The 23,591-nt window shown below is 34.0% G+C and carries 22 protein-coding genes; 9 read left to right on the forward strand and 13 right to left on the reverse strand.

Annotation, left to right across the window (positions count from 1 at the left end; genetic code table 11):
• The first annotated feature begins 4 nt into the window (after positions 1-4).
• Positions 5-880, forward strand: coding sequence for an FKBP-type peptidyl-prolyl cis-trans isomerase (locus FA046_RS05045; RefSeq protein WP_169303300.1), 876 nt, complete (start codon positions 5-7; stop codon positions 878-880).
• A gap of 45 nt (positions 881-925) precedes the next feature.
• Here FA046_RS05045 and FA046_RS05050 read toward each other — a convergent pair whose 3' ends face one another.
• The 13 genes from FA046_RS05050 to FA046_RS05110 form a co-directional block, all read right to left on the reverse strand.
• Positions 926-2,230 carry a cryptochrome/photolyase family protein gene (locus FA046_RS05050; RefSeq protein ID WP_136825252.1) on the reverse strand — a complete coding sequence of 435 codons (1,305 nt, stop codon included), beginning with the start codon at positions 2,228-2,230 and terminating at the stop codon, positions 926-928.
• Positions 2,223-3,128, reverse strand: coding sequence for a TIGR01777 family oxidoreductase (locus tag FA046_RS05055; RefSeq protein ID WP_136825253.1), 906 nt, complete (start codon positions 3,126-3,128; stop codon positions 2,223-2,225). The genes FA046_RS05050 and FA046_RS05055 overlap by 8 nt, the downstream gene beginning before the upstream one ends.
• A 77-nt stretch (positions 3,129-3,205) precedes the next feature.
• Complete coding sequence (locus FA046_RS05060) at positions 3,206-3,634, reverse strand: CBS domain-containing protein (RefSeq protein ID WP_136825254.1); 429 nt, start codon at positions 3,632-3,634, stop codon at positions 3,206-3,208.
• Between the two features lie 154 nt (positions 3,635-3,788).
• Complete coding sequence (locus FA046_RS05065; protein ID WP_136825255.1) at positions 3,789-5,240, reverse strand: SDR family oxidoreductase; 1,452 nt, start codon at positions 5,238-5,240, stop codon at positions 3,789-3,791.
• Positions 5,241-5,453: 213 nt separating this feature from the next.
• On the reverse strand, positions 5,454-6,479 hold the full coding sequence (locus FA046_RS05070) for a hypothetical protein (protein ID WP_136825256.1): 1,026 nt from the start codon (positions 6,477-6,479) through the stop codon (positions 5,454-5,456).
• A gap of 2 nt (positions 6,480-6,481) precedes the next feature.
• Positions 6,482-8,209: an ArnT family glycosyltransferase gene (locus FA046_RS05075; protein ID WP_136825257.1), complete on the reverse strand. Its 1,728-nt coding sequence runs from the start codon at positions 8,207-8,209 to the stop codon at positions 6,482-6,484.
• The gene (locus FA046_RS05080; RefSeq protein ID WP_136825258.1) at positions 8,209-8,613 is read right to left on the reverse strand and encodes a GtrA family protein; all 405 of its coding nucleotides are present in this window, start codon (positions 8,611-8,613) and stop codon (positions 8,209-8,211) included. The genes FA046_RS05075 and FA046_RS05080 overlap by 1 nt, the downstream gene beginning before the upstream one ends.
• Before the next feature lie 65 nt (positions 8,614-8,678).
• Positions 8,679-10,208: a 2-oxoglutarate dehydrogenase complex dihydrolipoyllysine-residue succinyltransferase gene (gene odhB, locus FA046_RS05085; protein WP_136825259.1), complete on the reverse strand. Its 1,530-nt coding sequence runs from the start codon at positions 10,206-10,208 to the stop codon at positions 8,679-8,681.
• A gap of 22 nt (positions 10,209-10,230) precedes the next feature.
• On the reverse strand, positions 10,231-13,029 hold the full coding sequence (locus tag FA046_RS05090; RefSeq protein ID WP_136825260.1) for a 2-oxoglutarate dehydrogenase E1 component: 2,799 nt from the start codon (positions 13,027-13,029) through the stop codon (positions 10,231-10,233).
• A 101-nt stretch (positions 13,030-13,130) separates the two neighbouring features.
• Positions 13,131-14,030, reverse strand: coding sequence for a MerR family transcriptional regulator (locus FA046_RS05095; protein WP_169303301.1), 900 nt, complete (start codon positions 14,028-14,030; stop codon positions 13,131-13,133).
• Between the two features lie 93 nt (positions 14,031-14,123).
• Positions 14,124-15,662, reverse strand: a complete 1,539-nt coding sequence (locus tag FA046_RS05100) for a cryptochrome/photolyase family protein (RefSeq protein WP_136825262.1) — start codon at positions 15,660-15,662, stop codon at positions 14,124-14,126.
• A 95-nt stretch (positions 15,663-15,757) separates the two neighbouring features.
• Entirely contained in the window at positions 15,758-17,098 is a 1,341-nt protein-coding gene (locus tag FA046_RS05105; RefSeq protein ID WP_136825263.1) for a DASH family cryptochrome, read from the reverse strand.
• A gap of 48 nt (positions 17,099-17,146) precedes the next feature.
• A complete protein-coding gene (locus tag FA046_RS05110; RefSeq protein ID WP_136825264.1) occupies positions 17,147-17,299 on the reverse strand; it encodes a DUF2256 domain-containing protein in 153 nt (50 codons plus the stop codon).
• A 165-nt stretch (positions 17,300-17,464) separates the two neighbouring features.
• On the opposite strand from FA046_RS05110, the gene FA046_RS05115 reads away from it, so the two are divergent.
• The 8 genes from FA046_RS05115 to FA046_RS05150 all read left to right on the forward strand — a co-directional run bounded on the left by FA046_RS05115 (position 17,465) and on the right by FA046_RS05150 (position 23,484).
• Positions 17,465-17,752, forward strand: coding sequence for a TIGR03643 family protein (locus FA046_RS05115; RefSeq protein ID WP_136825265.1), 288 nt, complete (start codon positions 17,465-17,467; stop codon positions 17,750-17,752).
• 81 nt (positions 17,753-17,833) lie between these two features.
• Complete coding sequence (locus FA046_RS05120; RefSeq protein WP_317130537.1) at positions 17,834-18,250, forward strand: 6-pyruvoyl trahydropterin synthase family protein; 417 nt, start codon at positions 17,834-17,836, stop codon at positions 18,248-18,250.
• Positions 18,231-18,911, forward strand: a complete 681-nt coding sequence (gene folE, locus FA046_RS05125; RefSeq protein WP_136825266.1) for a GTP cyclohydrolase I FolE — start codon at positions 18,231-18,233, stop codon at positions 18,909-18,911. The genes FA046_RS05120 and folE overlap by 20 nt, the downstream gene beginning before the upstream one ends.
• 1 nt (position 18,912) lies before the next feature.
• Positions 18,913-19,611, forward strand: coding sequence for an SDR family NAD(P)-dependent oxidoreductase (locus tag FA046_RS05130; RefSeq protein WP_136825267.1), 699 nt, complete (start codon positions 18,913-18,915; stop codon positions 19,609-19,611).
• The gene (locus tag FA046_RS05135; protein ID WP_136825268.1) at positions 19,612-20,265 is read left to right on the forward strand and encodes a flavin reductase family protein; all 654 of its coding nucleotides are present in this window, start codon (positions 19,612-19,614) and stop codon (positions 20,263-20,265) included. It begins immediately after the preceding gene.
• A 4-nt stretch (positions 20,266-20,269) separates the two neighbouring features.
• Positions 20,270-20,917 carry a TetR family transcriptional regulator C-terminal domain-containing protein gene (locus FA046_RS05140; protein ID WP_136825269.1) on the forward strand — a complete coding sequence of 216 codons (648 nt, stop codon included), beginning with the start codon at positions 20,270-20,272 and terminating at the stop codon, positions 20,915-20,917.
• A 78-nt stretch (positions 20,918-20,995) separates the two neighbouring features.
• Positions 20,996-22,306, forward strand: coding sequence for an ABC1 kinase family protein (locus FA046_RS05145; RefSeq protein ID WP_136825270.1), 1,311 nt, complete (start codon positions 20,996-20,998; stop codon positions 22,304-22,306).
• Between the two features lie 407 nt (positions 22,307-22,713).
• Positions 22,714-23,484 carry a bacteriorhodopsin gene (locus FA046_RS05150; protein ID WP_136825271.1) on the forward strand — a complete coding sequence of 257 codons (771 nt, stop codon included), beginning with the start codon at positions 22,714-22,716 and terminating at the stop codon, positions 23,482-23,484.
• Positions 23,485-23,591: the final 107 nt, after the last annotated feature.

Raw genomic sequence — 23,591 nt, forward strand, 5'->3', positions numbered from 1 at the left:
GATAATGAGAAAATTTTTAAGCTTAATCCTTTTGTTTAGTGCCGTTTTTGTCTCTTGTAAGAAAGAAACCAGAGACCTCAAGCAAATTGAAGATGAACAAATTCAAGCTTATATAAAAGCCAATAACTTAACGGGTTTTGTAAAAGATGAAAGCGGGTATTATTATCAGATCCTTAACCAAGGAACTGGCGATCAACTTAAATATTCTGACTTAGTTGCTTACATCCCACAGGTAAAAGTATTAGGCGGCGGCGAAATAAAAACAGAAGGAAGCAGAACGCCAACTTTGTCTAACTACGCTTATGCTAGAAGTTATTTAGGCTATATTTCTCCTGTAGGTTTTAGAGAAAGTATTGTTAAACTAAACTTAGGTGGTAAAGTTAGGGTAATTGTACCTTCTTATTTAGCTTACGGGAAAGATGGGTTTGGAAGTATTGTAGAAGGAAATACGATATTAGATGCTACATTTTATGTGCCTAATACAAAAGATGAAACAGAATTGGGTGATATATTAATTACTCAGTTTAAAAACACTATTCCAAGTACATTTACTAGAAATACTGAAGGTGTTTATTATCAAATTATAAACCCTGGCACCGGAACAGAAAACGTAACCTTAACTTCTAATTTGAAAATAGCTTACACCGGACGATTATTTGATGGAACAGTGTTTGATTCTGCACCAGTAAGTAGCCCATTTGCCAGCACTTTAAATTCTTTAATAGAAGGATGGAAGACTACCGTACCTTTAATCAAAAAAGGTGGTAAAATAAGAATTCTTATTCCTTCTTATTTAGCCTACGGACCTACTGGAAATGCAGCTATTCCGGCAAATGCACCTTTAGATTTTGATATAGAATTAGTAGATGTTACTAATTAAAATGGATTAAAATAAAATAAGAAAAGCGGCTTTTGGCCGCTTTTCTTATTTTAATGCTTCTTTATAAGTGGCTAAACAACGTTCTCTAGCTACTTTATGATCAACTATAGGCTTTGGATATTTAAAGGGATCTGAAAACTCCGGCACCCATTTCTTAATGTATCTTAAATCTTTATCAAATTTTTTTACTTGTTCATAAGGATTAAATATTCTGAAATAAGGAGCCGCATCTACTCCGCAACCAGCTGCCCATTGCCAGCCACCCACATTACTTGATAATTCAAAATCAAGCAATTTACGGGCAAAATAATGTTCTCCCCAACGCCAGTCAATTAACAAATGTTTGGTTAAAAAACTAGCCACTACCATTCTTATGCGATTATGCATAAAGCCAGTTTGGTTAAGCTGACGCATACCTGCATCTACAATTGCATAACCAGTTTTTCCATCGCACCAAGCTTTAAATTCATGCTCATTATTTCTCCATTTTATTTTATCATATTCTGGTCTGAAAGAGTTTTTTGCCGAATGTGGAAAATGCCAAAGAATAGAAAAATAAAAATCTCTCCAAATCAATTCGCTTAGCCAAACCTCGCTTTTATCCATCGATTTTTTAACCAATTCTCTGATACTGATGGTTCCAAATCTTAAATGAACACTAATTTGAGAAGTAGCCTCTTTTGCAGGGAAATCTCGGTCGATACTGTAATTTTTTAAAATATCCTGGTAAACTTTATCAGGGAATGGGAGTTTACTTTGGGTAAACCCCATTTCTTCTAAACTAGGGATCTCCAATTTTGAAGTATTCACAAAATTTTCGAAGTATTTCTCTGTAGGATAAGCTTTAGTGTAATAAGGCTGTAATTTTTCTAACCATTTTCTTTTGTAGGGGGTAAAAACTACGTAAGGTTTGCCATCATCTTTCACTACTTCGCTTTTTTCAAAAATGCATTGGTCTTTATAAGTGTGAAATTGAATATTTTTTTGAGCAAAGAAAGTAAGGAGTTTTTCATCTCTTTCTTTTGCATAAGGCTCATAATCATGGTTGGTGTAAACTGCGGCTACATTATAAGTATTTAATATGTTTTCCCAAACCTGAGTAGGAGTGCCATATTTTACTATTATAGAAGAACCAAATTCTTGAAGTTGCGTATTTAGCTCCCTTAATTGCTGATGTATAAAAGTTACCCTTGCATCGTCCTTATCTTCAAGTTTATCTAAAATGTTTTGATCAAAAATAAAGATGGGTAAAACTTTTAGGCCACTTTTTAACGCATAGTATAAACCGGCATTGTCTGTTAATCTTAAATCTCTTCTAAACCAAAAAACAGAGTGTTGTTGTTTATCCATAAATGTTTTTTAATGCGCTTTTAATATCTGGATATTTAAATTGAAAACCGGTGGCTATTATTTTTTTTGCTTCCATTCTGGTGCTACCCAAAACAACGGCACTCATTTCTCCAAAAATAAGTTTGAGAATAAAAGCTGGAACGTTGGGTAGCCATAAAGGTTTCTTTAAGGTTTCTGCTATGGCATGAGTTAACTCGGCATTGGTAATAGGATTTGGCGTACTCATGTTATAAGCTCCAGAGAGATTTGCATCTTCTATACCTTTTAAATACATATTTACTACATCGTCAATATGAATCCAAGAGACGTATTGTTTTCCGCTTCCAAGCGGAGAGCCCACTCCAAATTTTATGGGCGCAGCCATTTTTGGTAAAGCACCGCTATTTTTATCTAAAATTACCCCAGTTCTAAATTTAACTATGCGTAAACCCAAATTTAAGGCTTCATCTACGGCTTGTTCCCAAAGCACACTGCAATGACCTAAAAAGTCGCTATTAGGCTCATCATCTTCTGTCATCCATTCACTTCCTCTTTCACTATAAAAACCAGATGCAGATGCAGAAATTACAGCCTTTACTTGATGTGGATGTTTTTTTAGAAGTTGATAAACCAATCTGATAGATTCAGTACGGCTTTCTATGATGGTTTTTTTTCTTTCTTCAGTCCATCGGCTATCAGCTATGCCGGCTCCGGCTAAATGAACAATAAAATCTACTCCATCTATGCAATGTTCATCTATTTGGCGCTGGTTTACATCCCATAAATAAGTCTTGATTTTTGGGTTTTTCCCAAGAGAACGACCCAAATGAGCTACCTCATAACCATTCTGAATCAATAATTGGCTCAAATGCCGACCAACATTTCCACTTCCACCAGTAATTAACACTTTCTTGCCCATAGTTATTAAAGATAACTCTTTGAAAGAAATTTAGTTTTGGTTTTAGAGGTAATTCTGATTTTATTTATTCTTAAAAATTAACTACTAATATAGGTTTCTAGGTTTTTGATGGTTTGTTTTTGATCTTCAATAATAAATTTCACCACATCGCCAATAGAAACCATTCCAGTCAACTGACCGTTGTACATTACAGGTAAGTGTCTGATGTGTTTATCAGTCATTAATTGCATACAATGATCAAGGCTATCTTCTGGAGATATTACAATTGGAGAAGGAGTCATCACTTCTTTAATTTGCACTTCTTTAGAAGATTTACCCAACAAAACCACTTTTCTGGCATAATCCCTCTCGGTAAAAATTCCGGTAAGTTGCCCTTCGTCTACAATCAAAATAGCACTAATGTTAAACTCCATCATGTTTTGTAGCGCTTCAAAAACCATAGATTTTGAAGAAATAGTGATGAGTCTGATTTCTTTTTGTTTTAGAATTTGGTGAACTTTTATCATGAGGAGCAATTTTGGTTTATTTAAATTTAAGGATTAAAAAATCTAAAATCAAAATAAATTGCTGTGTTGTAAAGTGCATTGTGAATTTTACAATCAAACAAAAGAATATGCTTTTGCTTTTTTGTAAAATATAAATAGCTTTAAGGTAATTAAACTAGGTTAATTTCTCTTTGTAATTAATCAAATTTTGAGCCATTCCATTAAAAATAAATAAGTGGAAAGGCCACATCAGCCACCAATATAAGCGTCCCCATACACCACTAGGTCTAAATGTTGCCACCTGACTTAGTATTTTTTTTCCGCCTCTTTCTATAATTTTAAATTCTAACCAAGCTTCTCCGGGTAGCCTCATTTCTGCGTAAAGCAATAAACGTTTGTTGTTTTTATCAGCTAAAATCACTCGCCAAAAATCTAAAGCATCGCCAGCTTGAATGTCGTTTCCACTTCTACGGCCTCTTCTGGTGCCTACACCTCCCAATAATTTATCAATCAGCCCACGTAAATTCCATAACCAATCTAAATAATACCAACCTCGTTTACCACCAATAGCCCAAACATTTGCCAATACCGTTGCTGTGTCTTCTTCAAATTCTTTTTTAACCTTGTATTCTAGAGTCCCATTTTGTGGCACTTTTACTTGGTCCATAAACGATGTGTCTAGGTAGCCACGGTTTAACGCATCTTTCCAGCTAGAAACAATAGAATTTTGTTCAATTTTAACGAATGCCAATTTTAAAGCGTCCATATAACTAAAACATTCTCTAGGAACTACTTTTTTAATGTCGTCATTCCTGCAAATCACTTCATTTTTCATGCTTTCTACCAAACTGCTGGCAATATTGTAATTTACTGATGTTACAATATTAAGCCAGTAAGAAGATAAACGCGGGGTAAGTATAGGAACTGTGATTATATATCTTTTCAGCTTTCTAGCCTTAGCGTAGCCCAAAAGCATTTCTTTGTACGATAAAATATCGGGTCCGCCAATGTCAAAGGTTTTATTTAAAGCATTTGGGTTGCCCAAAACTCCTTTTAAATAAGCTAAAACATCTCTAATGGCTATAGGCTGACAAAGTGTTTTCAACCATTTTGGGGCAATCATAATAGGCAGTTTTTCTGTTAAATCTCTAATGATTTCAAAAGAGGCGCTGCCAGATCCAATTATAATTGCGGCTCTCAAACAGGTGTTGGGAATTTTGCTGGCTTTTAAGATGTTTTCTACCGAAAGTCGTGATTTTAAATGTTCAGAAAGCTCATCGTCATTTACAATCCCCGTAAGGTAAATAATTTGTTTACAATTGGTTTTTTCTAATGCATTTACAAAATGATTGGCCGATAATTCTTCTAACTCCCTAAAATCTGTATATGCATTTCCCATAGAATGCACCAAATAATAAGCCGCATCAATATCTTTTGGAATCGCGGTTAAAGAAGCTTCATCTAAAAGGTCGCCGGTAATAATAGTGGTAAGCGGAGTGATTTCATTTTCGTCTTTTATCCGACGTTTATCCCTCACCAAACAGAAAACCTCATGCCCAGCCGCTTGTAAAACTGGTAAAAGTCTGGTTCCTATGTATCCATTTGCACCTGTGAGAAGAATCTTCATAATCTCTTAACGCATTTTATGCTGAACAGTTTTTCAAAGGGTAGTGTCAGCTTCATAAAACTTTTTTGGGCGTTCCCCAAAAAGGGACCGGGCTATTTATTGCAATCTGTTTGTGAAAAACAAAAAGCCCGCCTGACCGGCTAAGCAGGGATTGCCACTCTTATCCCTAATGCAGAAATTAGGGTTTAAAAGTTGCCCGAATTATTTATTGATTTACTTTTTCTTTATTGATTTTGAGCCTCCAATATTATATCTCAAGAAAAAAGCCTGTTGATTATCGGTAACACCATCAAGAAAATGATAACTGAAAACAAATTTGCCTTCTAAGTTTTTAAAACGAATGGGTGTCCAACCTAAATCTACCCTGTTATAAGTTTTTGAGGTATAAAAAGGATCTCCATAAATAATATGATGTCCCTCGCCAGCGTAAAAAGTATTTTGAACACTAAATTTTTTATAAGCTGCATAAAGGTTAGAAATAAACCCTGCTGGTGTGTTAAAAGACGAAGAAATAGCTCTGGTACGTTCAATAGAAACCATTGCCCCGGCAGAAATAGTTAACGAATCTAACAGCCCTTTTTTTGATAAATCTAACCCAATTTCTATTTGTGCCCCACCGTTATCTTGCAAAAAATCTCCTGGAATAGGAATGGCCGCCCCAGCGTTGTGAAAAAGATAAGCGTAGTGAGAGATAAAAAATGCACTGGGTTTATACCTGCCTGATAAGCCAAAAAGAAAGGTTTCTTTATCGTTATTGGTTTGGCGGCTGGTCCAATCTATCCAAATGGTTTCCTTAAATTTGGTAGTCTCATATTTAGCCAACATTCCTTCTACGTTTGGTCGGTAATAATTTAAAGTATCTTTTAATAACCCTCTGGGGTAATCGTTAAGTAGATTTAATCTTGGGAAAGACCCAATATAGAAACTAAAATTATTTTTTTCATGCTGGTAATAAACAACTGGATCAACCTTATCAAAAAAGTTATTTTTTTGAGAGCCAAATTCATATAAAGCGTTAAACCCGACTCTAATTCTATTGAAACTATCTAATTTTAATCCAATTTCTGGCGAGATTCTGTTCCCAAAAATAGTTTGAGAAACTCTTTTAGAGTTGGCGTATTCTCGGTTATCCATAAAACCAAAAAGATGCAGATTCCCTTCTACCACTTGTGCTTTAATAGCGGTATTTGTTAAAATTAAAAAGGTAACTATCCCGAAACTAATTTTTTTTAGGCTCATGTTTATTTTACATTCATATTGATCATTTTGCTGTTGCGTGTACCAACAAAAGGTTCAGTTTTTATAGATATAAATAGTTTATAATCTCCGGTTTGTGGTGGAGCTTTTATGTTTATTTTAACATTTATGCTTTGTTTAGCTTCAATGGTTAAGTTATTTAATGTTGATTCAATAGGCTCTATTTTTATAATATTGCCGTTTTTTAAATAGCCATATTGAAAGATACAAGCCCATTTTTGATTTTCCGACGCAAAACTAATAGCCCTGTGGTATGGATTTACAACTTTAAAAGTAATTCCAATTTCTTCATTAGCTTTCCATTCTTTTGGGAAATTAATAGGCTCAAAATTAATTTTAGGATAATATCTTACACTGTCTAACCAGGTGATATGATAAGTTCCTTTTATAGTTTCTATAGTTTTTTGGTTGAGTAAAGTGGCTTCTCCAACTTGCAGCAGCAATACTTTTTTATTTTGGAGGCTGTCTTCTAAAGGCCATAAATCATATTGGGTTTGCCTGTAATTAATAGAATTATAAGCTACGCCTTTTAAAGATTGAGTATAAAAATTATAAAAAGAAGGTTCTTGAAAACCATCTTCAAAAACCACTGAATAACCTTTGGCTTCGGCTTTAATTTCTTGTGCCCAAGCCTCATAATTTTGAAAAGAAGCTACAAATTTGATCTTATTTAAAGCAGGAATATAGCCCATAATAACAAATCTAGCTATTAAAATTAACAAGATATTGACGCCAAACAACCACTTAAATTTTTTAAAAGCAGCTAAGTTTTGAACAGCATAAACATAGCCTAAAATGAACAAAGCAATAAACTCTATTAAAGGCCATTGAGCCTGCACTCTGCCTTTAAAAGTGCTGATGAAAAAGAATGAAAATACACCATAAACCACAAATTTTAAGGCTCTTAAAAAAAGGTCTTCTTGTGCTTTTAGTTTATAACCGTAATAAAAAAACAGCCAACCCACCAAAGGGCCCATCATTAACAATTGATCTATAAAATACTGACTGCTGTAAACAAATTTATATGCTTTTGCAGATCTATCAATTAAATGGTAATAAAGCGAAGGATAACCATTTAAATATTGCCAATAAAGATGCGGAAGGCATAATGCTACCCCTAAAATAATGGTGAGATAGAAAGATTTTCTGGTAAATAGTTTAAAGTTTGAAAGCAATACAAAAAATATCAGCAATATGCCATGGTATTTACTCAGCATTAAACCTGCACAAATAATACCTAAAGCTAGTGCCCATTTTATTTTATCTTCCTTAAGATATAATTGGTACACATATAAAAACAAAACGCTAAAGAAAAACAAAGGGACATCTGGCGTAGTGATAAAGCTATACACATGAAATAACAGCACAGAACTCACCATAATGATGAAGAGCTGAATGTGTACACCATATTTTTTTACAATGAGCCAAAGCAGATAAAGTGCTAAAGCATTGCTTAAAACAGTAAAAAGTCTTAATCCTAAAGGGTTGTTAAATAAAAAATATCCTGCTTTTATAAATATAGCCACCATAGGTGGATGGTCAAAATAACCCCAGTCTAAAAACTGAGCATAAACCCAATAGTAGGCTTCATCAGGGTGTAAACCAGTAAGATAAGCTTGTAATAAATTAAAGAGTAGGGTGATGCCTAAAAAAAATAGGAGTAGGTTTTTTGATTTAGCTTGCTTAAAACTCTGATTTAAAAATTCACTCATTATCCTGCGAAAGTATAAATATAATTAGCAAAAAAGTTCCAAATAGAAACCGCTGCAATTGCAAATACTTTTGAAAGATAAAAATTGATTTTTAATTTATCATTTAATATGTAAATGATCAAATTGTTAAACAGTAAACCGATAAGCGCAATACCAAAAAATTTCCCAAATTGCTCAAATGCCTTTGGATCTTGGCTTTGAAAAGTCCAGTACCTGTTTAATAAATAATTACTGATGGTGGCTAATAAAAATCCGGCGGAGTTAGCTACGTATTTATGAATTTTTAGCTTTTCTTTAAGAAGATAGGTAGTGCCAAAATCAACAAAAATGCCCGAAAAACCCACTAAACCAAATCGTAGGAATTTGAAAACGAATTCTTTACTTAAGGTAATCGCTAACAGCATTTAAAAAGAGATATTATAAGAAAACCTCTGTTTTAGCAGAGGTTTTCTTTATTTATATTTTGAAATTAAACGCCTAGTAATAATCTGGATGGATCTTCTAAAAGTTGTTTTACTCTCACCAAAAACCCTACAGATTCTCTTCCATCTATAATTCTATGATCATAAGATAAAGCAACATACATGATGGGTCTAATCACTACTTGTCCGTTTTCTGCAACTGGTCTTTCTACAATATTGTGCATTCCTAAAATTGCAGATTGTGGCGCATTGATGATAGGAGTAGATAACATAGAGCCAAATACACCACCATTGGTAATGGTAAATGTGCCACCAGTCATTTCTTCTAAAGTTAATTTGTTATCACGAGCTTTTACTGCTAAAGCAACTACTGCTTTTTCAATTCCGGCTAATGAAAGCGTATCTGCGTTTCTAATTACAGGTACAACCAATCCTTTTGGGGCAGAAACAGCAATAGAAATATCAGCAAAGTTGCTGTAAACAATTTCTTCTCCATCAATTTTTGCTCCCACAGATGGGAAATCTTTTAATGCTTCTGTAACTGCTTTGGTAAAGAAAGACATAAAGCCTAAGCCAACACCATGTTTTTCTTTAAATTGATCTTTATATTTTTTACGCAATTCCATTACTGGAGCCATATTAACCTCATTAAAAGTGGTTAACATTGCTGTTTCATTTTTTACAGCTACTAAACGCCTTGCAATGGTTTTTCTTAGAGAGCTCATTTTTTCTCTACGCTCTGTTCTTTCTCCTGAAATTGCAGGGGTAGCAGGAGCAGCAGCCTTAGCAGGAGCACTTTCTGTTTTAGCAGGAGTTGCTTGTGCTTTCATGGCGTCGTCTTTGGTAATTCTACCATCTATTCCAGTTCCACTTACTTGTTGAGCATCAACACCTTTTTCAGCTAAAATTTTAGCCGCAGCCGGTGATGGAGTTTTATCAGCGTAAGAAACACTTAATTTATCTGCTGCAACTGGGGCCGGTTTTGGTTCTTCTGTTTTTGGTGATGATACAGCGCCTGCGCCAACGGTAATGGTGGCCACTAAAGCACCAATTTCTAAAGTATCACCTTCTTTAGCTACCGTATTTAAAATACCAGCAATTTCTGCAGGCAATTCAAAAGTAGCTTTGTCTGATTCTAATTCGGCAATTACCTCGTCCATAGCAACGCTCTCTCCGTTTTGTTTTAACCATTTAGTTAAAGTTACTTCGGTAATAGATTCGCCAACAGCAGGCACTTTAATTTCTTTTATTGCTGTAGCGGCAGAAGTTTGAGGAGCAGCCGTTTCTTGTGCTGGAGCAGCAGCAACCGCTTTTTCTTCTTGTACAGGAGCAGCAGCATTACCGCCATCTTCAATTTTACAAACAAGAGCGCCTATTGCTAAAGTATCGCCTTCTTTGGCTATCGTTTTTAAAGTTCCAGCGCTTTCTGCGGTAAGCTCAAATGTAGCCTTGTCTGATTCTAGTTCGGCAATTACTTCGTCCATAGCAACTTGGTCGCCGTCTTTTTTAATCCATTTAGAAAGGATTACCTCTGTGATCGATTCGCCAACTGCTGGCACTTTAACTTCTAAGCTCATGAATATTGCTTTATTTTTAACCTTAATCGAATTTTTTAGCCTTAGCAGTTGTTTCTATAATCAACTCTTTGGCATCTTCTACATTTTTAATCTCGAAAGCTTTAGCAACAATAGCAGTTTGTTCTGCAATGTGTTGTTTAGCAAAACCTGTTGCAGGGCTACTGCTTGCTTTTCTTGCTATTACGTCAAAATCAAATTTTGACTTTCTAAATATTCTAGAAATAAATGGCCAAGCGCCCATGTTTTCAGGTTCTTCTTGAACCCAAACAAACTCAGCTTTCTTGTATTTTTCTCTAATTTTTTCTAACTGCTCAAAAGGAGTAGGATACATTTGCTCTAACCTTACAATTGCAACATCATCTCTAATGCCTTGTTCTTGAGCCTCTAATAAATCATAATAAATTTTACCAGTACATAAAAGCACTCTTTTTACTTTCGCGGCTTTAATATTTGGGTCGTCTATTACTTCTTGAAATTTATTTTCTGTAAAATCTTTTAATGGAGATACACATTTTGGAGAGCGTAGTAAGCTTTTTGGTGTAAATACAATAAGTGGTTTACGTATTTGTCTTTTTAATTGGCGACGTAAAGCATGGAAAAATTGAGCAGGAGTAGTGCAATTGATCACTTGCATATTAAATTCTGCACAAAGTTCTAAGAAACGTTCTACCCTTGCAGATGAATGCTCTGGACCTTGGCCTTCAAAACCATGAGGCAGTAACATTACCAAGCCGTTTGCTCTTTGCCATTTAGTTTCAGCTGCAGAAATATATTGATCAATAACAATTTGGGCACCATTAAAAAAATCTCCAAATTGAGCTTCCCAAACGGTTAATGCATTAGGGTTGGCCATTGCATAACCATATTCAAAACCTAAAACACCGTACTCAGATAAATGAGAGTTAAAAATTTCAAAAGGAGCTTGAGTTTCAGAGATGTTTGCTAAAGGGATATATTCTTCTTCAGAATCTTCTACTACAACTACAGCATGTCTGTGAGAAAAAGTGCCACGTTCTACATCCTGGCCGCTTATTCTTACTCTTTTTCCTTCCTCTGCAATACTGGCATAAGCCATTAATTCTCCCATTGCCCAATCAAAGGTTTTGGTTTCTTCTACCATTTTCAATCGTTCTTTAAATAAACGGTCTATTTTGGATAAGAAAACTTTATCTGTTGGTAGTTGGGCAATTTTTTTAGCAATCTTTAAAAATGTTTTTTCATCTATGGCTGTGGCCGGAGAGCTTGCAAAATCTTCTGGTTTAGAAAATCTTACTTCTGTCCATGCACCAGAGAATGCTGGGTTAGAAGGTGCGCCTTTATCTTCTTTAGATTCATTTAATCTTTCTTGCAAAAGATCTCTGAATTCTTTTTCCATTTGTTTTGCCAGATTTACATCTACAGCACCAGAGGATAATAATTTTTCTACATAAATCTCTCTCGGATTTGGATGTTTTTCTATGGTTTTGTACAATAAAGGCTGCGTGAAACGAGGTTCGTCAGATTCATTGTGACCATATCTTCTGTAGCAAAGAATATCAATAAAAACATCGTTATGGAAACGTTGACGATATTCCATCGCCATATTAATGGCATAAACTAATGCTTCTACATCATCTCCATTTACATGGAATACTGGTGAAAGCGTCACTTTTGCTATATCTGTACAATAAGTTGATGAACGGGCGTCTTTGTAATTGGTAGTAAAACCAATTTGATTGTTAATCACCAAGTGGATGGTTCCACCGGTTTTATAACCATCTAACTTAGCCATTTGTAATACTTCGTAAACTATGCCTTGGCCAGCTACAGAAGCATCTCCATGAAGTAAAATAGGAGCAATTTTTTTATAATCACCACCGTATTTCATATCCATTTTAGAACGAGTAATTCCTTCTACAACCGCATCAACAGTTTCTAAGTGTGATGGATTTGGACATAAACTTAAGTGTACTTTTTGGTTTGATGAGGTTTCTACATCGGTTGAAAAACCTAAATGATATTTTACATCTCCGCCAAAAGGCAAGTCTTTATTGTATTTTCCTTCAAATTCAGAGAAAATGTCTTTATAGGTTTTTCCCATAATGTTGGCCAACACATTTAGCCTTCCACGATGAGCCATTCCTAAAACAAATTCCTGTATTCCTAATTCGGCACCTTTTTCTATAACAGAATCTAAAGCAGGAATTAAAGACTCTGCTCCTTCTAAAGAAAATCTTTTTTGACCTAAAAACTTAGTACCCAAAAAGTTTTCAAAAGCTACTGCCTGATTTAATTTTAGTAGAATTCTTTTCTTTTTCTCTACATCAAAATTAGGCGTATTTCTACAAGATTCCATGCGTTCTTCAAACCATTTAAGTTTGAGTGGATTTCTCATGTACCTGTATTCTACCCCAATAGATTGAGAATAAGTATCTTCTAATAATTGGTAAATATCACGTAATGTAGCAGGACCTAAGCCAACTTCTATACCGGCATTAAAAATGGTATCTAAATCGTCTTTAGAAAAACCAAAGGTTTCTAATTCTTTACCCGGAAAATATTTTCTTCTTTCTCTAACCGGATTGGTTTTAGTGAAAAGATGGCCTCTTTGACGGTAGCCATTAATCATGTTAAGGACATTAATTTCCTTTAAAACATGCTCAGGAGCACTTGCTCCTTTGCCAGTAGGAATGTTTTTGCCTTCAGACTGTTGTCCGAAATCAAAACCTTCGAAAAATTTTTGCCATCCAAAATCCACCGATTGTGGATCTGATTTGTAAGACTGATATAAGGAATCTATATAAGCCGAATCTGCATTGCTGAGATAAGATAAACTATCCATCAAAAAACTAAATCTTTATTGAGCTGCAAAAGTAAAAAAATAGGATTGTAAACCACTAAATTAATGGATTAAATAAATTTTTTATTACAATTTAAATATGATTAAGATGCAATAGACATCCCTAATTTCTCTGTAATTTGAGTAAATTCTTTGATATTTTTAATTAATATCAAATTTTCTTGTGGGCAAATGTTGTGGTATGATACTTGGTTTCCCGCTAATATTAGAGGAGTATTACCTAGGTTTTCTCTCAGTTTTTTGACAGTAACATCAATGTTATTATCTGAATTTGATACCGTGAGTACTGAAAAGGCAAAGTCGGGCTCAAAATAAGCGTTCACTTCTGCTATACTTTCAAAAGGTAAATTTTGACCCAAGTAGAGTGTTTGATGGCCATTTGCTTTTAATAGGTATTGTGCAAATAGTAAACCTACTTCATGCGTTTCATTAGGGGGTAAAAAAAGCAAGTATCTTTTACTATCATGCTTTGATGGCTTTTTGTGTAAATAAGTTTGTTGTATTAATTTTTGCCCTATTTTATGAGTAGCAAAATGCTCATGTGCCGGATTAATACTGCCCACTTGCCACATAAAACCTACTTTTCTTAAAAATGGAAATATAATATCTGCCATGGAAGCTTCCATTCCCATGTCATTAACACAGCCTGTTAAAATTTCGTCAAACTCATCATCATCCATTTTAAGCATGGCGTTAGATAGCATTTGAACCTGAACATTTGCATTATAATGATCTTCTTTTAAGCGTTTTACTAGATTATTGATTTCATCAATATCCATTTTGGATATTTTACTGATTTTATATCCGTTTTCATTTAGGGTGGCAATATTTAAAAACATACATAAATCCGCATCATCATAATATCTGATATTGGTATCTGTACGCTTGGTTGTGAAAAAATTATAACGCTGTTCCCAAACCCTAATGGTGTGAGCCTTTATTCCTGTTAAGTTTTCTATATCACTGATGGAAAATTTTTTCACTACCTTTTTCAATTATCTTGCTACACTAAAACGTTTCAATTACGCAAGGGTAACAAATATATAGGTGGTTTGTTTATAAAAATTAAATTATGTTTAAAGGGTATTAATTTCTTGAAGATAAATAGTTGCCTGTTGTTTTATTTTTTCGATTTCTAAAGGCTCCATTTTTTCTAAAAGCCGGTACATCATGCTCACCCTTTGGTTTTTCTTTAGCTTATTTTCATGGGTTAAATAAAAATTCCAGTATAAACTATTTAAGGGGCAAGCTTTGTTTCCGTAGCGTTTATCTTTATCATAAACACAACCTTTGCAATAATTACTCATTTTATTGATGTAATTGGCCGAAGCAACGTAAGGTTTAGAACCCACAATTCCGCCATCAGCAAACTGGCTCATCCCTCTGGTATTGGTAATTTGAACCCATTCTGCGGCATCAGCGTAAACACCTAAATACCATTTGTCAACCTCATCAGGATGACAGCCAGCCAATAGCGTAAAATTCCCTATCACCATTAATCTTTGAATATGATGTGCATAAGCGTTGTCTAAAGAGTTATTGATGCACTGCTTTAAGCAATTCATTTTTACTTGGCCATCCCAAAACCAAGATGGCAAAGCATTTTTGTTTTCTAAAAAGTTTTGTTGTGCAAATTGTGGCATTTCGGCCCAATAAATACCTCTCATGTATTCTCGCCAACCTATTACTTGCCTTACAAAACCTTCTACTTGTGCCATGTCTATGGTTTCTTGATTTAATTTCCAAGTGCTGATTACCTGATTAACGACTTCTTGCGGAGAAATCATTTTTAGGTTGAGCGCAAAAGAAAGACAGGAGTGAAAAAGGGTGTGATGTTCTTTTAACATGGCATCTTCATACTTACCAAATGCGGGGAGCAATTCATCACAAAAATATGCTAAAAGTGCTAACCCATCTTCTCTGCAAATGGGGTAAGAAAACTCTTTTTGGGTAATTTTTCCGAAAGAAGGAACTTCCATTTGCTTAAGCATTTTTACCAGATCTGTTACGTCTCTTTTAAACGTAAGCGGTTTTTTTAGCGGAGTTTTGCCATCATATTTTTTTCTATTTTCATGATCAAAATTCCATTGCCCGCCTACAGGGTCTAAATTATTATCAACCAGAATATGATGTTTTTTACGCATATAGCGATAAAAGTTCTCCATGAGGTATTGCTTTTTTCCTTTAAAAAATTCTTTCACTTCTTCTTTAGTAGTGTAAAAATGTTCGGTATCAAAAATTGCCGATGGGATGGAGATAGATTTGGAATAGGCTTTAAATTGTTGGTCTAAACGGTACTCATCAGGCATTTGATATTCAAATTTTTCTATGCCTAATTTTTGAATGAGCCAGTTTAAGTTTTGGGTAAAGTTTTGCTGATTTTCTTGGGCATCTAAATAATAATAAATAACCTGGTGACCTTCATCTTTTAACTCACTGGCAAATTGCCTCATGGCAGAGAAGAACCCGACTATTTTTTGGATATGGTGTTTTACGTAATGCTGTTCTTGCATTACTTCCATTAAAACATAGGTTACTTCGTTGTTTTTCTCTTTAAACCAAGAATGCGAGTGATTGAGTTGATCACCAAGAATTAGTCTTAATATTTTTGCCATTGTTAGGGCAACAACAAGATGAGCTATTTAGTTTCTATCAAAATAGAATTGAGAACGCTTTTGATTTCTTACGCTTTATTGGTTTAGCATAAATATTACTGCTTTTGATGCAATTCTTCGGGTTTTAAAGCGCCTAATTCTGGCAACCAAAGCTTCATATATTCTGCTTTTGGGTCATAATCTTTAGCTTGTTTAGGAATGTTGAAGTATCTGTTTTCACGAGGATCATTACCTACACCGGCAATGTAAGCCCAATTTCCCCAATTGCTAGCAGGGTTATAATCTATCAGCTTTTCTTCAAAATAAGCTGCACCCCAGGTCCAGTTTACTTTTAAATCTTTTACTAAATAAGAAGCTACATTTTGGCGACCACGGTTGCTCATAAAACCGGTAAGGTTGAGTTCTTTCATGTTGGCATCTATAAATGGTAAGCCAGTTTCTCCGTTTTTCCATTTTTCAAAAAGCTCTTGTTGGTTTGGGGCTACTTCTGGTTTTACGCCTTTAAAACCGCCTTCCCTAAAAAAAGTACCGCTATGTTTTTTAAACATAAATCTAAAATAATCTCGCCACAGCAATTCAAAAATTAGCCAATAGGTTGATTCATTTGCGCCTCTTTCTTTTTCGTATTTTTTTATTTCCCAATAAATTTCTCGTGGAGAAAGGCAGCCGGCGGTTAACCAAGCTGATAATTTAGAGCTATAATCGCCGCCAATTAAACCGTTTCTGGTGAGTTTATATTTTTGTAAAAGGTTAGTGTCCCACAAATAATATTTTAATCTTTTCAATCCTTCGGTTTCGCCGCCTTTAAAATCAAGAACAGATCTTGAATCTTTTGGAGAAATGTCTATTCCTAAATCTTGCGCAGTAGGGATTACTGATTCTTCTAAATTTTGCGGAACAATAATTTTATTTGGGGTAGCAATGCTAGGTTTAATGATGCTTTCTCTTTCTACTTTTTTTCTAAAACTGGTGAAAACATCAGGAATATCTTTGATTGGAAAAGGAAGATCTTCTTTATGGTATAAAGTATGGCCAATAAAGTGCTTCAAATTTATTTTTAATTTCCACAAGGCATCTTCTGTTAAGGATGATACTTCTGTTTCTTCTGAGGCTACTTCTCTGTGGTGAAAAACTTCGTCTACTTTATATGCTTTACAAATTTGTGGAATAATTTCTTCTGGTTTGCCTATTTTAATAAGCAAATCTCCTCCCATTTTTTGAAAAGAGGATTTTAAATCGGCTACACTTTCTAGTAAAAATTGTGTTCTAAAACCACCTGTTTTTTGAGTATGATAAACTGTTTGTGTAAAATGACGTGGGTCAAAACAAAAAACAGGAACAATGATGGCCGCTTTTTGAGTAGCTTCTAATAATATTTCATTGTCGTGAATTCTTAAATCATTTCTAAACCAAACAAGTATAGTTTTTTCACTCATGTTGTGCCTAATTTTCTCTTAAAAATATGATTGATACAATATTGCTTATTATTTAGTATTCTGGCAACGGGTGGAGCAATATTTTACTTCGTTCCAACATTTTTCCCATTTTTTGCGCCAAGAAAATGGTTTGTTACAAACAACGCATACCTTTTGAGGTAAATTAGTTTTGGCTATGGTTTGTCCTTTTTTGTTTTGCATTTTTTTGAGTTAAAGCACTGAGCATTAGGGATAGGAACGGCATCCTTTTTTTTAGCGTGGGTTTAGGGGTGGATGAAAAAAAAGATATAGTGGATAGCTCGCCCGAATGCCCAAATTCTTTTCTTCAATGATAAACAATATGATGTGATAGATGTTTTACAAACAATGAAAATTGCACTAAAAGAACTTACAGATAAAGATATAGACCGAATTATTGAAATGGCTTGGGAAGATAGAACCCCGTTTGAGGCTATTGAATTGCAATTTCAGTTGAATGAGCAAGCGGTAATTAAATTGATGCGTAGAGAACTGAAACCTTCTAGTTGGCGTTTATGGAGAGAAAGAGCGCACCAAGTTTCGCATAAGCATTTAAAAAAGAGGAGTAGTGAAATTGATCGTTTTAAATGCACTTTGCAACGTCAAATTAGTTTCAATAAAATATCTAAACGATAGGTGTTTGTAATTTATGTTTTGTTTATCTTTTTTTAAATATTGTTAAACAAAATAAGGTTTTTAAGGTTTAAGTTTTAATTAATGATGAAAAATAAAGTCGCAGTATTTAGAAAAGAGCATTTTAATGCAGCTCACCGATTGAATAACCCCAATTGGAGTGAGGAAAAAAATGCAGAGATATTTGGAAAATGTAATAATCCAAACTACCATGGTCATAATTATGATTTAACTGTAAAGGTGATTGGTTACCCAAATGAAGAAACCGGTTATGTGGTAGATACCAAGGTATTATCTAAAATAATTAAAGAAAAAGTAATTGACAGATTTGATCATAAAAATTTAAATCTGGATGTTATTGAATTTAAGGTGTTAAATCCTTCGGCAGAAAATATTGCCATGGTAATTTACAATTTATTAAAAAGTGAGATTGATCCTGAATTGGATTTGAAAGTAATTTTATACGAAACTGAACGAAACTATGTTGAATACCCAGCTTAACACTTATCCTACAGAGGATATTTTAATTGACGCTATTGGCGATGAACATGTTGGAACTTCTTACGATACCCCATTAAGAGAAGATGCTTTCCTTTTAGATGATGCAACTAAAATTGAAATGATTGAAAAACATTTCAAACACATTATGGAAATTATGGGACTTGATCTTTCTGATGATAGTTTGAAAGGAACTCCAAAAAGAGTGGCTAAAATGTACATCAAAGAAATTTTTAGTGGTTTAGACCCGGCTAACAAACCCGACATTAAATTATTTGATAATAAATACAAATACAACCAAATGTTGGTTGAAAAAAACATTACACTTTACAGTAATTGCGAACATCATTTTGTGCCTATTATAGGGAAAGCACATGTGGCTTATATTAGCAGCGGTAAGGTAATTGGTTTATCTAAATTAAACAGAATTGTGCAATATTATGCTCAGCGTCCGCAAGTACAAGAGCGTTTAAATATTCAGATTGCTAATGAACTGAAAAGGGTTTTAGAAACTGAAGATGTTGCGGTGGTAATTGATGCGCATCATTTATGTGTATCATCTAGAGGAATAAAAGATACCCAAAGTTCTACTATTACTGCAGAGTATGGCGGTAAGTTTTTAGATATGGAAACCAGAAATGAGTTTTTAAAATACATTGGTTAAGATGAACTATTTAGTAGTTGGAGGAAGCTCGGGAATTGGGTTGGCGTTGGTAAAAAAACTTGTTGCCGAAGGGCATCAGGTTTACTCGGCATCAAGACATGAAGGTGATTTGCCTGCTGGCGTAACTTATATACCAATAGATGTTTTGGGAGATGTAAGTGCTTTAAAAGAACAATTGCCTGATGTTTTAGATGGCTTAGCTTATTGCCCAGGCACTATAAATTTGAAACCTTTTGGCCGGTTAACCGAAGAAGATTTTTTATTAGACTACAAGGTAAATGTTTTGGGTGCAGTAAAGGTAATTCAGTTGACTATTAGTAAAATGAAAGCAGCGGGTAATGCATCTGTGGTTTTATTTAGTACGGTTGCCGCAAAAACCGGAATGGGTTTTCATGCGAGTATTGCAGCTTCTAAAGGCGCTATTGAAGGTTTAACAGTATCATTAGCGGCAGAGTTTGCCTCAACCAAAGTGAGAGTAAATGCAATTGCGCCATCTTTAACTGAGACACCTTTAGCTCAAAATTTGATATCTACGCCAGAGAGAAAAGAAGCTTCAAACAAAAGACATCCTTTAGGTAGAATTGGTACAGCAGAGGAATTGGCAGATGCTGCATTTTTCTTACTTTCGCCGCAAAGCTCATGGATAACAGGGCAAATTTTAAGCATTGACGGAGGTATGTCGTCAGTTAGAAACTTTTAGATGAAAAAATTTAGCTCAGCCGATATTGCAGGAATGGAAAGTAGATTCCGAACAACTTTTATGAACAGTATTTCTGGTTTTAAAAGTTTGCAAATGGTTGGGACTAGGAGTGAAAAAGGAGAAAGTAATTTAGCCGTTTTTAGTTCTATTTTTCATGTGGGTGCAAATCCGCCTTACTTAGGCTTGGTAGTAAGACCTGATGGAAATGAGCATGAAACCTTTCATAATATTTTACAAACAAAAAATTATACCCTAAATAATGTGTTAGAGAGTAATTTTATAGCGGCTCATCAAACTAGCGCCAGGTATTTAGCTGGGCAATCAGAGTTTGAAGCCTGTGGATTTACTGAAGAATATATTGAAGGTTTTTCTGCTCCGTTTGTAAAAGAGGCTAATGTTAAAATAGGGTTAGAATTTAAAGAATTTTTACCTTTTTTACTAAACCGCACCAAAATTGTGATTGGGGAAGTAAAGTATATTTTAATTGATGAAGACTTAGTAGAATCTGATGGTTTTGTAGATTTAAACAAAGCAAAATCAGTGACTGCTGCTGGTTTGGATGCTTATTATACCACTAATCCTTTAGGTCGATTAACTTATGCCAAAACCGGAAAACAACCTCAATTTTTGAACGTTAATAGTGATAAAGAATAGAAGCATGGCAACTAAAGAAAAAATCCAAAACGCATACATAGATTATATCCTTACAGAAGGTAAACAACCCATATCTGTGTTTTCTTTCGCCAAGAAAAACAAAATGGCCGAGGAAGAATTTTATAAATATTATAGTTCTTTTGATGCTATTGAGGCTGATGTTTGGACAGATTTTTTTATAAAAACCATTGCCGAAGTTAAAGCTCAGGAAGTATGGCAACAATATTCGGCCAGAGAAAAAGCATTGTCTTTTTACTACAGTTTTTTTGAATTGTTAAAAAGCAAAAGAAGTTTTGTAAACCATAGTGTAAGTCAATTTAAAAAAGGATTACGTACCCCGGTTCAGTTAAAAGAAGGTAAAATAGCTTTTGAGGAATTTGGTATAGCAATTATACAAGAAGGTTTAGAAACCGGAGAATTAGCCGATAGAAAATTTATTAGCGACAGATATAAAGATGGTTTGTGGGCGCAAGTTGCTTTTCTTCTTAATTTTTGGATAAAAGATTACTCTGCCGATTTCGAAAAAACAGACGAAGCCATAGAAAAAGGTGTTAACGTTACTTTCGATCTTTTCCAAAGAACACCCATAGATAATCTTCTTGATTATGGAAAGTTTTTGGCTCAAAATGCGGGTTTTAAAATGCCTTTTTAATCAAGTATCAAGATGTAAGTATCAAGTATCTATACTTGGAACTTTCAACTTTTTACTTTCAACTTTTCACTTTTAAACATGAAAGAGCAAAATAGTATTCCGGCCAGTAAAGTTGCCCGTTCTGCAAAATTTGTAGGAACAGGAATTAAAATTGGAGGAAACTACATTAAGCATTATTCTAAAAAATTATTTAATTCGGAACTCACCAGAGATGAGCTAAATGAAGATAATGCAGCTGATATTTATAACTCTTTAAGTCAGCTTAAAGGCAGTGCTTTAAAAGTTGCTCAAATGCTGAGCATGGATAAAAACATTCTTCCAAAAGCTTATACCGAGAAATTTTCTTTATCGCAATATAGTGCTCCGCCTTTAAGTGGGCCGCTAATTATGCAAACTTTTAAAAAGAATTTCGGCAAAACACCAGATAAAATTTTCGATAAATTTGATCTTAAATCAACCAATGCCGCTTCTATTGGGCAAGTACACAAAGCCGAATTAAATGGTACAAAACTGGCGGTAAAAATCCAATATCCAGGGGTTGGAAACTCCATCTCATCTGATTTAAAACTCATTAAACCTTTTGCCTTTAGGTTATTGGGTATGAGCGAAAAAGAGCTGGATATTTACATGAGAGAGGTAGAAGAACGCTTGGTAGAAGAAACAGATTATGAATTAGAGGTTAAAAACTCTTTAGAATTTTCTAAGGCTTGCGCCGATATTCCCAATCTTGTTTTTCCAACTTATTTTGAAGAACTATCTGGTCCAAAAATAATTACCATGAGCTGGCTAGAAGGGCAGCATTTAAAAGAGTTTTTATTAACCAACCCATCTCAAGAATTAAGAAATAGCATTGGGCAAGCTCTGTGGGATTTTTACAATTTTCAGCAACATGAATTAAGAGCGGTACATGCCGACCCACACCCAGGAAACTTTTTAATTACGCCTGATGGAAAACTAGGAATTATTGATTTTGGCTGTATTAAAGAAATTCCTGATGATTTTTATTATCCATTTTTCTCTACCACATCAACAGATTTGTTAGATAACAGAGAAGAAACCATTAAAGCTTTTAGGGCTTTAGAAATGATACTTCCTAAGGATGATGAAAAGCAAATTGAGTTTTATTATCAAAATTATAAGCAAATGATTTCGCTATTTGCAGAACCTTATATGACTGGAGAATTTGATTTCAGTCAGACTGCATTTTTTGAGTCCTTATATAGTTTTGGAGAGAAAATTTCTAAAATGCCAGAGTTTAAGCAAGCCCGTGGGGTAAAGCATTTTATTTATATCAACCGCACCAATTTTGGTTTATACAACATTTTACATGAGTTGGGCGCAAAAGTAAAAACAGATACTTATAAACCTCATGTAAAGTTGGAGTTTTAAGAATCAAACCTAAATATTAATTAAATTTTATTGCTAATTGAAATTTAATTAATATTTAAAATATTTATTTCATTCGGTTAAAATCCAATCAAATATTAGGCTTTTTGGTCTAATATTCTTGGTTAATAATATCTATCTACAGACTAATAATTACCATTTTCATAATTGACAATTTATTAATTGATTTTAAACATTTGATAATGAGTGTCTATTTGTTTTTATAGGCAAAAAAAATCATTTCGTTTTGATAAAATAATAATCTGCTATTGAAAATAATAATTTTTAGATAAGCAAACGATGTCTGCATTATAGTTTTCGTAAAAGTAAATAATCATCAAACTTTTAAAACTTTGTCTACAACCTTTTGTTTAACTTATATTACGAAATCTTAAACAAAAACAAATTTTATGAACTTACCTACATTAAATTTTTTGACAATCCCAGCAGGGGATTCAGCAGGGTTAGACCGCATTATTAATGGTGACCCAATAGCAATAACCTTTTTTATAGGTTACATGGCTATGTTAGCATCTTCAGTATTTTTCTTTTTCGAAAGAGGTTCAGTAGATCCTAAATGGAAAATTTCTCTTTTGGTCTCGGGATTAATTACAGGTATTGCAGCTGTACATTATTATTACATGAGAGATTTTTACTTAGCAACAGGTGATAGCCCAACTGCCTTCCGTTATGTAGATTGGACATTAACCGTTCCGTTGATGTGTGTGGAATTTTACTTATTAACTAAGCCATTTGGCGCAAAAGGTGCAACCTTATTTAAATTAATCTTAGGTTCTGCAGCGATGTTAATCTTTGGTTTTATTGGTGAAACATCAGGTATTGATAACAACATAATGTGGGGAATACTTTCTACTTTAGGTTATTTGTACATTGTGTATGAAGTATTTGCTGGTGATGTAGCTAAATTAACTAAGCAGTCTAACAGTCCTGCTTTAGCAAGAGCAATGTTCTTGTTAAAAATCTTCATTACTTTAGGTTGGTCAATTTACCCAATTGGTTACATGGTATTACCAGGTAATTTATTAGCAGGAGCGTTTGAGGTAAGTTCAATTGACTTATTCTACAACTTAGCTGATGCAATTAACAAAATTGGTTTTGGTTTAGTAATTTATTCAGTAGCTATTTCTGAAACTGCTAAAGCAAGAGCGTTAAAAGCATAATATTTCGATATTAATCGAGATAAGAAAATTTAAAAATCAAAGTCAAAGTATAGTTTATATAATTATACCTTGACTTTGTTATTTTAAGCCTCCAAATTTTGAGTTTT

This window comes from Pedobacter cryophilus (genome assembly GCF_005116455.1).
GTDB classification, from domain to species: domain Bacteria; phylum Bacteroidota; class Bacteroidia; order Sphingobacteriales; family Sphingobacteriaceae; genus Pseudopedobacter; species Pseudopedobacter cryophilum.